This window comes from Actinosynnema sp. NPDC050801, from assembly GCF_040673975.1.
Taxonomy (GTDB): Bacteria; Actinomycetota; Actinomycetes; order Mycobacteriales; family Pseudonocardiaceae; genus Actinosynnema.
Genome location: NZ_JBFAQZ010000012.1, coordinates 248,982 through 262,060, shown reverse-complemented (window position 1 = coordinate 262,060; position 13,079 = coordinate 248,982). Strand labels below are relative to the sequence as shown.

Sequence of the window (13,079 nt, the reverse complement as noted above, 5' to 3'; positions counted from 1 at the left end):
GCCCGCTGACGCACCTCGACCGAGTGCCGTGACGTTCCTGCCATGACTCCATCCTCCACACGCAATGGAGTCCCCATCAAAGCCGGGGCGGTTCATCCCCCGCGCGAGCGGGGGGTGCTCCCGCTGTGTCGACACCGTGGTGTGGACACGCGTTGGCCGTAGGGGGTGACCACGATGGCACCCCCTACGGCCCGGAACCGCCTGGTGGACTCGACGAGCGCCGGTCAGCGCCTCCGCTTCCGCACTTCCCACGCCAGCGCGACGACCCACACGGCCGTGGCCGCGAGGAGGAAGACGAACATCGGCCCGAAGTCCTGGGCCGCCACCAGGATCAGCATCGCGATCGCGAGGCAGACGCCACCCAGCACCAACAGCACGATTCCCGCGTTCATCAGCAGAAGCCCCTCATCGCCGTGACGCCACCGGCGGTGGTGACCACCCCTCCCACAACGCCGAAGGGGTTCTTGGTGGCGAAGCCGCCGAGCGTAGTGATCGCACCACCGGCCACGGTGAAGAACCCGGCCTTGCAGCCCGTGGACGCCCGCCGGACCACCGCCCTCGGACTCTTGACCGAACAGGACTTCATGGAAGCGTTGCACGTGGTCCTGGACAGCGGCAGGGACACCCTCATACCTCCGATGAGCGGAGCCCGGTAGTAGGTGTGCTTGACGATCTTCCACTTCCCGCCCGGTGAGCGCTGCACCGTGATGACCCGCCGGATCGGTCCCTTGTTGAACACCTTGGGGCCGCACCGGTACCCCCAGAAGTTCCGCTGGCACCGCTTGCCGTCCAGGTCGACGTTGTTCACCGGGTCGCCGTTGACGTAGTCGTAGTCGTTGGCGCTGCCGCCCTCGACCGGGTCGACCGACAGGAACCGGCCCAGCAGGGGGCTGTAGGGACGGGCACCCATCTGGACGATGGACAGGGCACCGGCGTGCTCGTGCGGGCGCTGGTGCCGCCCCAGCCAGCCGTAGTCCATGTGACCGGGTTGGTTGTCCGGCAGTCCGTCGTTCACGCCCACCACACCGACGGCCTCGCCGAACGGGCTGTAGGTGCGCAGCCCGCCGACCTGCTTGCCGTCCGCCCCCGTGGTGAGGGCGAGGTCGCCGCGGATCGTGGGGTGGTCCAGCGTGGTCGCGTCCGGCCTCCACGTGTACAGCGCGCCGCCGGGCAGGCTGATGGTGCGCGTCAAGAGCCGCTTGTCCGGACCGTTGAGTGTCAGGTCGGCGGTGTCGCCCTCGGCGCTGTAGCCGTAGCGGACGTCCGCCACGTCGTCACCCGCGGTCGCCTGGCGTCGGATGATCCGGTCGGCCGCGTCCCTGGTGTACCGCACGTCCGCCGGGTCGGCGCCGGTGTTGCGCATGGCGGTGTTGCGGTCCGCGCCGTCCCAGGACAGGTGTGTGGTGGCACCGCCGACGGTGTACTGGGTGGTGTTGCCGTGGTCGTCGTAGCGCACGTCGGTCACCGCGGTGGCGCCGACCGTGCCCAGCAGCCGGTCGGCCGCGTCATAGCAGTACCCGGTCTCCGCCACACCCGAGGCCGTCTCGTCCAGCAACCGCACCCGGTTGGTGTTCTGCCCGGCGTTGGGCAGCGCACCCGTCGGGCACGCCGCCGGGGCGGCCGAGGTGAAGTCGTAGGTGTAGTGGTGCCCCGGCACCCACGCCTCGACCAACCTGCCCGCCGCGTCGTAGACGTAGTTCCGGCCCGACGGCCGGGCATCCACCCCGCCCAGCGACTCGTCGACGATCGTGCCCGCCCGCGAGCGCGTCACCGACGAGACCACCTCGACGTTGTCGGTGGTCCTCCAGGTGTTCGACACCACCCGCCCCGCAGTGTCGTTGCCGACGGCCGCCAGGGAGCTGCCGTTGGCGTAGGTCACCGAGGCCAGCTCACCGGCGGTGTCGTAGGTCGCGGTGGCGAGCACGGTTGTCCCCAGCTTGACGGTGCGCACCCGGCTGGCGCCGTCATGGGTGTAGGTGGTCTCCTGCGGCGCGTCGGCGGCGTTCGGCGGGGTCACCGTCTCCGACGTCGTGCGTCCGGCTTGGTCGTAGCGGGTCCGGGTGCGCACACCGCTGGCGTCGGTGTACTCCACGGTCCGTCCCAGCAGGTCCATGCGCACGGCGGTCGTGCCCTCGTGGTCGGACACCGACGTGGTCAGCGGATCACCGTCGACCGCGTGGTTCGTGGTGACCGTCCGCTCGCCCGCCGACGCCGACGCCGGGTGCTTGACCGAGACCACCCGGTCGCGCTCGTCGTACGTGGTGCACAGCCACTCCCCCGACGTCCCCTTGGCCACGACCCGGCCGGAGGCGTCGAAGACCTGCTCGTCCTCCCTGGCCGTCCCGCCGGCCGGGTTGGGCAGACGGGTCAGCTTGGCCAGACCGCCCTGGTTGATCGCCTCCACCTCCGACGTGCACGGGTTGTCACGCGTCTCGGTGCCGCCGTAGAAGGTGTGGGCTGTCTGAGCGCCGTTGGGCGCGGTCGCGCCGGTCTTGCGCAGGTAGCCGGCGCCGACCTGCTCGTAGGAGGTGCCCGTGGTCAGCCCCGCGCTGGTGGTGCTGGTCTGCAGGCCGTAGGCCGCGTCGAGCCCGTTGTCGGTGTACCTGGTCGTGGCCACCTCGTCCGGCACCTCGTGCGACTCGCCCTTGACCGTCGAGGTGGTCAGGTCGTGGCGGGGGCGCAGGTTGGTCGCCGGAACGACCTGCTGGATGCCACCCGGGGTGGTCCAGTGCAGTTCGAGCCGAGCCGTGACGGTCGCCTCGTAGTACTCCAGGCGCACCTTCCTCGCGCCGCCCGCCGCGGGGACGGTGACCCGGCCGGTGCGCCAGGTGGGTGAGGAGTCGACCCAGCCGTCGATCAGCAACAGGTCGTCGACCCACATGCGCACGCCGTCGTCGGCGAGCACGCGCAGCGTGTAGGTACCGGCTTCGGGGAAGACGACATCGCCGGTCAGGCGCAGCGAGAAGTTGTCCGCCGGGATGCCGGTGGCCGGTGCGGCGTCACCCCAGTCGCGGGCGGTGGCACCGTCGGCGGCCAGGCCGGTCTGGTAGACCTTCGGGCTGCCGGTGAGGTCGCGATTGTCGTAGAACGCGGCGGCCAGCCCGTTGAGGCCCTCGTCGTAATTGGTCCTCGTGTGCGGCACGGTCGCCGCGCACGCCGCGGTGGGCACCAGGCCGGTGAAGCACGACGCCGGAGCGGGCCCGTACTTGTCGGTCAGCCGATCGACCGCGTCGTAGACGTTCGTCGACACCCGGCCCGCCGCGTCGGTGGAGGTCAGCACCCGGTCCTTGACGCTCCACGTCTGGGAGGTGGTGTGGCCGGTGGCGTCGGTGCTCGTGAGCTGCCGGAACGCCGCGTCGTAGGTGACCTTGGTGGAGAACCCGGACGCCGAGGTCACCCCGTCGACGTCGACGTAGGTGGTGCGCTGCGCCGGGTCGTACCGGTAGCCGTGCCTGCCCCGCTCCACGTCCGCGGCCGCCTTGGGCTCGTAGACCTGCCGGATCAGCGGCTTGGCCGCGGTGTGGTCGACGTAGTGGACGACGTAGTTGGCGGCATCGGTGTTGCGGTTGGCCGGGTCGCGGGCGACCCAGTCTGAGGCGCGGCTGTCGCGGACGCCGTCGAGCAGGCCGTTGGCGGTGAAGCTGAAGTCGGTGATCTCCGCGCCCGGGTCCTCGATCCGGAACAGCCTGCCCTGGTGGTACCACAGCCGCGTCTGCGTGCCGTCCCAGTACGTGATCCGGCACAGCATCTGCGCCGGCGGCAGCGCGTCCGCGCCCGGCGGCGGGGTGGTGCCCGCGTAGCAGTCGTCACCGGAGCGGTTGTAGTGCAGCCGGTGCGACCGCTGCGAGACCGGGTCCTTGATGTCTCGCAGGCGGGACGGCGAGCCGTCGTAGACGTTCTGCAACGCCGCCGGCTTGCGCGTGTCCACGGCGCTGGACTGCGATTCCAGCTTGCCCTCGGCGGTGAACACGAACACCTCGGAGCCGTAGGTCAGCGTGATGCGACCGGAGTTGTCCAGCGCGAGGATGCCGTCCTCGCCGTCGGGGGGCGTGTAGCCGCCGGCCGACTTCTTGGTCCAGGTGTGCTTGGCGCCCGAGCCGTCGGTCAGCACGATGTTCTGGTCGGTGACCTTGGCCTCGGTGAACGAGGCGCCCGAGCCGTCCACGTCGGCCGACAGCGTCCACCCCTTGGGCAGGGCGGGCAGGTCCTGGGAGTACAGCCAGTCGGCCGGCACGATCTGCGGCGGCACCGTGGTGTTGTCGGTGGTGCGCACGAACATCCGCAGGTTCGCCAGCCCTCTCTGCTCGGCCAACTCCACCTTGATCGGTACCCGCTGCCCGGCGGACAGGGCGACGTTGCCCGCCACACCCCAGTTCACGTCACCGCAGCAGCCCTGGTCGTAGACGGAGTTGTTGTTGACCCAGATCTTCAGCCCGTCGTCGTGCACGCCGGCGAACTGGTAGGTCCCCGCCACCGGAGCCTGGAAGAACCCCTCCCAGCGCACGACGAAGAAGTCCGCCGGCAGAGCCGGGGCGAACGGCGACCCGTCACCCCAGTCCACGTTGACCTGCGGCTCGGTGCGCACCAGCACGGGCTGCTGACCAGGGTTGATGTTGCCGTTCTGCGACAGGTCCTGGAAGTACGACGCCCGCAGGCCCTTCGACTCCTGCTGCTGCGAGTTGTAGGTGAAGTTCAAGCCCGCGGTGCCGCCCACCGTGGTGAACGTCGGCGAGGACACCGACACCGACGCGTTGCCGTTGGCCAAGTTGGTCGAGATCGGCCCGACCGCGTCCGCCGGAGCGGGTCCCCGGTCGCCGATGCGCTGGTCCACCTTCAGCCGCCACACCGGGCTCGGGGTGAGCGTCGCACCGCTGGAGACCTTGACCTGCCAGGTGTAGGACACGCCGTCCTGCAGCACCCCGGACGGGACGTTCCACGAAGGGCTGTCCAGACAACCGGAGTCGACCACCACGCCGGAGTTGGCGTCCGCGCCGGTCGCGACGCGGAAGCAGTACTTGACGGGGTCGCCGTCCGGGTCGGCGACCGGGTCGACCGCCAGCGTGGGCGTCAAGACCGTGCTCACGCTCTGGTCTGGCGGCCCGATCAGCGTCGGCGCGGGCGGAGCCGTGCCCGTGTCGATCGTCATCGTCGCGTCGAGGCTCTTGTAGGTCCAGACGTTCGGGTCCTCGTGCCCGGTGATCATCATCCAGGCGTACGGGTCGCGCGCGTCCACCTTCTCCCGCAGGTACTGCGTCAACCGCGGGTCGCTGAAACTGCCGACCTGCCCGACGAGCGCGGATGCCAGGTGCTGGCCGAGACCGTCGAACTGGAACGCCGTGCCGTGGTACAGGTTCGCGCCGTAGGTCTTGTCCACCGGCGACAACGTCCGGTTGTTGCGCACGTCGAACCGCGCGCCGACCACGGTGCGGCCGAACATCTGCGGGTAATCGAACTTGAACAACGTCCGCCACACCGTCTGGTTGTGCATGGGGCTGCCGACCTGCAGGCCGTACTGGTTGTAGGTCTGGGTGCCGTCCGACTTGTAGGAGTGCCACTCCGTCACCGGCAACGTGAACGTCGGGTCCACGCTCACCGGGTAGACCCGCTCCTTGTCCCGCAACCAGGCCTCGTCCACCGCCACCGTGAGCACCCAGCGGGAACCGTCGACGTGCTCCAGTCCGTAGGTACCGCCGGTCCGGGCGGGCGGGGTGTCCTCGGTGCCCGCGGAATCCCACGTCAGCACCGGCGGGATCACCAACCGGGCCTTCTGTTGCGCGTCCACCAGCTGAACGCCGTCGTCCACCAGCCGCGGTGCCAGGCCGCCGGTTTCGAGCACGAACCGCCACGACGACTTGCCCGAGGCGGGCACCTGCTTGAGCTTGATGACCTCCTTCACCCCGCCCGGTGTCACCTCGTACTCCAGGTCGGTGGCCGGCTCGACCTCCCGGTACCCGGCCTGCGCGCCGCGGACGTCGGCCTTGGCCGCCTTCGGGCGCTCCAACCCCAGCGACACGCGCGCGCCGTTCTCGGTCTCCACGCTGAGCAGGTTCGAATCCGCAGCGGTGTCGGCGAACGTGGGCCGCAGTGGGTGCCGCTTGGCCTTGGCGCGCTTGTTCTTGGCGTCGACCTCCAGTGACACGTCCACCGGGTGCCACTGGCCGTCGACTTCCTTGACGTTCATCGGCACCGTCGCCTGACGGTGCGTCTGCGTGCCGTCAGGGTTCTCGTACACCTCGCCGTACATCGACCGCGAGACCAACCGCGACCGCTGCGGGTCGAAATGCGAACCGCTGTCCTTTTTCGCCAACGGCGCGAAGTCGGCCTTCGGGTCGGCCGGGGCCACCGAGTCCATTTTCGCGGACTCCGCCGACAACAACGGCAGGTCCCGCGCGCTCACCGGCGTCGGAGCGGGCGGTGCGGCTCCTGCCGGCGGGACAACCGGCGACAGGGCGGACGCGCCGATGGTGACGCTGATCGAAATAGCCAGGGACTGGACAAAGCGTCTTGAGCGCATGCTGAAGCGCACGCCCTTGAAAGGCGTCGACAAGAGGATCCCCCTATTGGATCAATGGCGGCAACCGGCATTTCGGCGCCGAACCAGGCGAAAGCATGCCCAGAGGGGTCGAGTCGAACAAGCGCCCGTTCGGAGCAGCACCGAATGTCGACCCGTCACCAAGGCACTCCGGCCATCCGACCGCTGCGCTGATCCGCCGCGAGCGCAACGTGGTGCAGCCGTGGGAAGTGCTCACCTGCCAGCAAGGGCCGCTCGTCCACGGCGCGGCAACTCTCTTCGCGTCGATGTCATGATCTCGGTTGTCCGGTGGGGGTTCGCTCGTTCTTCGCCGCCCCGGCGCTGGCGCTGGTGGCTTGTCCTGATGTGTGCCCTCGCCGGACACCCTGCCGGTTGAGGATGTGCGGGACATCGAGGGTCTGGTGGCGCGTATCGCCTGGGATGCCAGCCCGCCGTAATGCGGGTTCGAGGCGGGCGAGACGGTGCTGTTGGCGGCGGTGCCGTCGCTATCGGCGCTGGTGATCCACGCTCAGGAGATGCTGGAACGACTACTGCCGGACCCGGAGCAGTGGGTGAACGGTGCCGGGCCGGCCGGTGGACCGGCGGTGGTGCCCGGGACGTCGCCGACGGGAATCCCGTGCGGAGGCGCCGGTGTGGGCCGGGTACGGCGTGGAGGTGGCCGGTGGGTGAGGTGGACGGCCCCGGCGACATCGTGACAGGGCGTCACATCGCTCATCCGAGCACGCGGATCCGGTAAGCTTCGAAGCGCTCCCCGATCTCGACCGCGCGACCTTCCGCTTCGGCCAACGGCATCGACTGGCAGTCGTAGCCCAGTTCCGCCGTCAGCAGGGCCATCATGGACGGTTCGAAGTGGACCGTGCCGTCCGGTTCGATGGACGTGATGCCGTCCTGCACCTGCCCGCTGAGGTTGATCGCCGCGGCCTCCTCCGGTGACATGCTGTCCGGCAGCGCGGTGCGGATGCGGCCGTCCTCCACGGCCACGGGGTAGCCGCCGGCGAGGCCACCCGGTCCCGGCGCGTGGACGAGCGCGTCCCGGCCGTCCGCCAGCGGTTCCAGCAGGCTCAGCCCGGACGCGGCGGTCATCGCCTGGCCCGGCATCCCGCCGGTGCGGCGGTACTCCAGCGGAAGGCTCTTGAGCAGCGACGCGACATCCAGGCGATCGGTCACGTCCGTTCCGTCGTGCGCGATGGCCAGACCCATCCGGGCCGGTCCGGAGTCGCCGGCGCGGGACAGCCGGTGCGACACGTAGTGGTGCGCCACGAGTCGGACGTCGACCTCGCGCACCGGTACACCGAGCCGGTCGGCCGCGGCGACGCGGATGCCGGGCACGTTGTTGGCCACGTTGCCGATGCCGACATCGGGTGACAGGCCGACCGCGTTCAGCACCGGGTGCACGGCATCGGGGTAGGCGGCGTTGACCACGACCGCCCGGCTGCCGGCCATCCGCACCGCCCGCATCGCCTTGTGCACCGGGACGAGGTGCATCGGCAGCCAGGGGCCGTAGTTGGCCGCGTACAACCGCTGGAACGCGTCACGTGCCAACGTCGTGATCACCCACCACGACTGGAAACTCGCCGCGAGGAACAGCAGGTCCGGCTCGAACGCGGCGATGCACTCGGCGGTGCGCTCGACGTCGTGCAGGTCCGTGGTGGCGTAGTCGACCGACGCGCCGTAGCCGCGTTGCAGACTGCTGAACCGGGTCAGGTTCGCCGCTCGCAGGGTCGCGTCCTCGTCCCGGCCGACCAACCGCACGTGCCGGTCGCCCGGACCGTGCGCCAACTCGTGGAACACCCGGCGGCCGAGGTCCCCGGCGCCCAGCACCATCACCTTGCTCATGACGGACTCCCCCCGTGCACCAACTCGGGCAGGGCGTGCATCGACGAGAACGTCGGCACCCCCGCCCGGTGCGGCGCTTCCACCGGAACGACGTTGAACTGCAGCACCCGCATACCGGCCGACAGGGCGGCGTCGACCCCGACCAGGCTGTCCTCCACCACCACGCACCGGTCGGCGGCCACGCCCCGGTCCCGTGCGGCCCACCGGAACAGCTCCGGGTCCGGCTTCCACGCGTTGACCTCGTAGGCCGAGTAGAGCCGGTCGCCGAAGAAGCCCAGGATGCCGCAGTCGGCCAGCCGCTTCTCGATGATCTCGCGCGGGCTGTTGGACGCCACGCACAGCTCCACGCCGACCCGCCGCAGGGCGTCCTCCACCCCGGGCACGGGTTCCAGCGTGCCCCCGATCAGCTCCTGGCACTTGGCCCGCACGATCCGCACCGCGTCGGGCGGCGGCGGGCGGTGTGCCATCTCCGCCAACAGGTCCAGGCACTCCTGGACGCGCTTGCCGGAGAACAGCGCCGACGCCTGGTCGGGCGTCAGGTGCACGCCCATCAGCGTGCCGACGTGGGCCAGCGCGCCGTCCTCCGCGTCCTGGGTGTCCACCAGCACTCCGTCCAGGTCGAGGATCAGCAGGTCCACTCCAGACGTGCGGTCACTCGTAGCCAACCCAGTCCACCTCCTCGATCGCGGCGATCGCCTCCGCCAACTGGTCGTGGCTGTCCACGTGCCCGGAGACCGACGCCACGTGGGAGCGGGTGCCCAGCCGCCAGTCGACCGACGTGCCGGGCGTGGACAGCACCATCACGCGGTCGACGTCACGGGTCCGGCGCAGCCGGGCCACGCCGTGCAGGGACCGCACCCGCTTGGCCGACAACGGCGGGATGACGAGGTAGTTGAACGCGATCGGCCCGTCGTAGCGCGGCTCCAGGTCGAACGCCACGTCGACCGCCGACCGGACCGCGACCGCCGCCGGGTCCGAGGTGGACGAACGCACCGCGAGGTCGTCCACCCACGCGCCGAGCCGGCCGTTGACCTCGATCACCCGCGGCCCGGACGGCGTGAGCTTGATCTCCACGTCCGCGACACCGCGCCGGATGCCCAACGCGTGCACCGCCCGGCACGCCAGCTCCTCGACCGCACGCACCTCGTCGGGCGGCACGACGGACCGGCCACCGTACCCGCCGCGTTCCCGGAACGGCTCGGCCACCGAGAACTTGCTCGTCACGAACACCGGCCGCACCAGGTCTCCGGTGGCCACGCAGTCCACCGCGATGTAGTCGCCCCACGGCTCGTCGGTGGGTCGGCCGACCAGGAACTCCTCCAGCAGCACGGAGTCCTCGGTCGCCAACGCCTCGGTCACCCACTGGCGGCACGCGTCCGAGGTGTTCACGACGGTGGTGTTGCGGCTGCCGGCGCCGAGCACCGGTTTGATGATCGCGGGCAGGCCGACGTGCCCGATGGCCTCGTCGACCTGGTCGGCGGAGGTCAGCGTGCGGAACCGGATGGCGTCCACGCCCGCCTCGGCGAACCTGGCCCGCTGCCGGTCCTTGCGGGTGATCGCCTCGATGTCGGCGGCCGAGTGGTAGGGCAGGTCCAGCGCCTGCGCCAACCCGACCGCGGGCACGAGCTGCCGTTCGCTGAACGTGACGATGCCGTCCGGCCGGTGCGCCTTCAGCTCGGTGACCGCGTCGACGGGCACCACCGAACCGAGCAGTTCCAGCATCGGCCGCATCTCCCGGCCGTGGTCGGAGTCGGCGACCGCGAACACCAGCTCGCAGTCGATCTCCCCGGCGGCCTCGGCGATCCGGGACGGCGCGAGGCTGCCGGTGTCGTAGACCACTACGAGCTTCACCGCAGCACCTCCGTGAGCTTGGCCCGGTCGGTCTTGCCGTTCTCGTTGAGCGGCAGGACGTCCAGGTGGCGGACCCGTTCGGGCACCATGTGCAGCGGCACCTGGCCGCGCAGCCACCGGTCCAGGTCGGGTCCGGGCACGGGGCGGCCGGTGTAGCCCGCCCACAGCCGGGTTCCACCGACCGCGGTCACGGCGACCACGCCGGCCGACACGATGTCCGGGTGCCGGAACAGCGCGGCCTCGACCTCGCCCAGCTCCACCCGGTGGCCCATGATCTTGACCTGGTGGTCGAGCCGGCCGCGGTGCACCATGTCCCGGCCCTCGCGGCGGATCCGGTCGCCGGTCCGGTACCAGTGGTCGCGGGTCAACGGCGTGGTGCCGTCGTAGACGACGGCGGGCGAGCCTTCCTCGTAGCGCACGAAGCGGCCGACGTTCTCACGCGGGTCCAGGTAGCCGTCGAACCGCTGCGGGCCGCGCAGGCACAGTTCGCCGTCGTCGGCGGGCAGCCCGTCGTCACCCAGGATGACGCCTTCCGTGCTCGGGTACATCCGTCCGATGGGGACGGTCGCGGCGCCGGCCCAGGCGTCGCGGTCGGTGAACGGGACTCGGTACTCGGTGCAGGTGATCGTGCACTCGGTCGGCCCGTAGAGGTTGTGGAACGCGCTGTCCGGCGCGACCTCGTGCCACATCTCCGCGTCCTGCACGGTGACCGGCTCCGCGCCGAACAGGCTGTGCCGCAGCGTGTCCACCCGGCCGCGCGGGAGGTTGCCCACCTGCTCGGCCACCCGGATCACCGACGGCACCGAGAACCAGTGCGTGAGCCGGTTGCGGACGATGAAGTCCACCGGCCGGTACAGGTCCTCCTGGTCGGGCACCACCAGCGTCGCGCCCGCGCCCCAGGTGACGAACATGTCGAAGGTGGAGGCGTCGAACGTCAGCCCGAACACCTGCGTCAGCCGGGAGTCCACGTCCACTTCGTAGCGCTCGATGTTGTAGCCGATGTACGGCGCGATGCCGCGTTGCAGGATCGGCACGCCCTTGGGCTGCCCGGTGGAGCCGGACGTGAACAGCACGTACGCCTCACGCTCGGGGTCGGTGGGGATGTCGGGCAGCTCGCCGTCGCCGACCGCGTCCAGCGTGATGACGGTGGGCCGGAACCGCTTGGGCAGCGCGGAGAACAGGTCGACCCCCGGCTCCACCAGCGCGACCTTGATCCCGGCCCGTTGCGCGATGTCCAGGTTGCGGTCGCGGGGGTACCGCGGGTTGAGCGGCAGCACGCCGGCGCCGACGCGCTGGATCGCCAGCCAGCCCGCGTAGGCTTCGAAGTTCTTCGACGTGACCAGGGCGATCCGGGTCGGTGCCGGTCCGGGCAGCGCGGTGATCGCGGCGGCCAGGGCGAGCGCGCGCTCCTCCAGCGCGGCGTAGGTCTGCTCCTCTTCGCCGATCACCAACGCGGTCCGGTCGGGGAACTTCCGTGCCGCCGCGTCGAACCACTGGTACAGGACCTCGCTCACCGCTTCCCTCCCCCGTGCCGGGTGATCCACGTGCGTTCCAGGTTCGCGACCAGGTCGGGGCTGTGCAGCAGCCGAGCCTGCTCCAGGGCGTACCAGGCCATGTACTCGCGGAACCGGGACTCCGGCTCCTCGAAGCGGCGGAGCATCCGCCGGTTGGCCAGCACGGCGGGGTCGGCCAGCGCGACGGCGGCCGCCGTGGTCCGGCCCGCCAGCTCGTCGGTGTCCACCACCTCGTCGCACAACGACCAGCCCTCGGGCGACCCCGCGTCGACCCGCCGGTCGCGGAAGATCATCTGCCGGGCGAGGCGGGGGCCGGCCGCACCGGGCAGCCGCAGGTTGGCCGCGCCCGGGATGATGCCCTCGCGCAACGCGGGCAGCGTGAAGTACGCGCCGCGTTCGGCCACCACGTGGTCGAACACCAGCAGCAACTGCGCGCCGCCGCCGATCGCGAACGTGTCCACCACTGCGATCCACGGCTTCTCCACCGGCTCCGGCAGCCAGCCGTCCCGGTCGGTGACCAGCCCGCGCACGATCTTGTTGATGTAGCCCAGTTCCCGGCTGAGGAAGAAGTCCAGCAGCGAGATCTCGCCCTGGTAGAGCCGGGTCAGGTTGATGCCCGCGCCGAACACGCGCCGCCCGGCGTACCGCGGGTGCGTCATCGCCCCGCCGCGCAGCACGCCGACCTCGGTCGCGTCGTCCAGCAGCACGAGGTCGACCGCGACCTCCAGCGCGGCCACCACGATGTCGTCCTCGGCGTTGAGGAACGGCAGGTTCAGCAGCGTCACCTCGGACACGCCGTCGACCCGCCGCACGGTGACCACGCCGAGGTCGACGAACCCGGTGGCGCGGAACGCGGGCAGCGCCACCGTCGCCTGCGGGGTCGGCCTGCGCATGGACGCGACCAGGTGCTCACCCGCCGTCGCGTCGCGCAGCAGGCCCCAGGAGAAGATGCCGAGGTCGACCTCGTGGCCCTCCTTGTCGGCCTGCGGGAGCACGCGTTCGCGTTCCTGCTGCGCCTTGGTGGGCACCAGGCCCGGCCACAGCTCAGTGGCCTGGTCGACCAAGTCGTGCAGGCCCAACGGCGCCCGGCCGCCGTCGGTCAGCTCGGCGTGCACCCGCCCGGCGTGCCGCTCGACGAACTTCCGGCGCACCAGGCGCGCGGCGTCGGTCACGGTGTCGGCCGCGCGCCGCTGGTCCGGGTCGCGTTCCGCCTTGGGCGGCAACGCGGCCAGCTCGTCCTCCACCCGGGACAGGAACGCCGTCACGGCGCCGCCGTCCTCTTCGAAGCCACGACCGAGCGCCGGCGTGTCGTCGATTGCCACTGTCGGATCCCCCAAGTGCTCCCG

7 protein-coding genes are annotated in these 13,079 nt (G+C 70.9%); all 7 read right to left on the bottom strand.

Annotated elements, in window-relative coordinates; genetic code table 11:
• Positions 1–224: 224 nt before the first annotated feature.
• The 7 genes from AB0K14_RS26290 to AB0K14_RS26260 all read right to left on the bottom strand — a co-directional run bounded on the left by AB0K14_RS26290 (position 225) and on the right by AB0K14_RS26260 (position 13,055).
• On the bottom strand, positions 225–392 hold the full coding sequence (locus tag AB0K14_RS26290; RefSeq protein ID WP_360462990.1) for a hypothetical protein: 168 nt from the start codon (positions 390–392) through the stop codon (positions 225–227).
• On the bottom strand, positions 392–6,397 hold the full coding sequence (locus tag AB0K14_RS26285; RefSeq protein ID WP_360462987.1) for a PA14 domain-containing protein: 6,006 nt from the start codon (positions 6,395–6,397) through the stop codon (positions 392–394). Before AB0K14_RS26285 ends, AB0K14_RS26290 begins: the two co-directional genes overlap by 1 nt.
• 846 nt (positions 6,398–7,243) lie before the next feature.
• Positions 7,244–8,368, bottom strand: a complete 1,125-nt coding sequence (locus AB0K14_RS26280) for a hypothetical protein (RefSeq protein ID WP_360462985.1) — start codon at positions 8,366–8,368, stop codon at positions 7,244–7,246.
• A complete protein-coding gene (locus tag AB0K14_RS26275) occupies positions 8,365–9,033 on the bottom strand; it encodes an HAD-IA family hydrolase (RefSeq protein ID WP_360462982.1) in 669 nt (222 codons plus the stop codon). The genes AB0K14_RS26280 and AB0K14_RS26275 overlap by 4 nt, the downstream gene beginning before the upstream one ends.
• Positions 9,020–10,219, bottom strand: coding sequence for an ATP-grasp domain-containing protein (locus tag AB0K14_RS26270; RefSeq protein WP_360462979.1), 1,200 nt, complete (start codon positions 10,217–10,219; stop codon positions 9,020–9,022). Before AB0K14_RS26270 ends, AB0K14_RS26275 begins: the two co-directional genes overlap by 14 nt.
• On the bottom strand, positions 10,216–11,733 hold the full coding sequence (locus tag AB0K14_RS26265; RefSeq protein ID WP_360462976.1) for an AMP-binding protein: 1,518 nt from the start codon (positions 11,731–11,733) through the stop codon (positions 10,216–10,218). The genes AB0K14_RS26270 and AB0K14_RS26265 overlap by 4 nt, the downstream gene beginning before the upstream one ends.
• Complete coding sequence (locus AB0K14_RS26260; protein ID WP_360462974.1) at positions 11,730–13,055, bottom strand: enoyl-CoA hydratase/isomerase family protein; 1,326 nt, start codon at positions 13,053–13,055, stop codon at positions 11,730–11,732. Before AB0K14_RS26260 ends, AB0K14_RS26265 begins: the two co-directional genes overlap by 4 nt.
• Between the last annotated feature and the right edge of the window lie 24 nt (positions 13,056–13,079).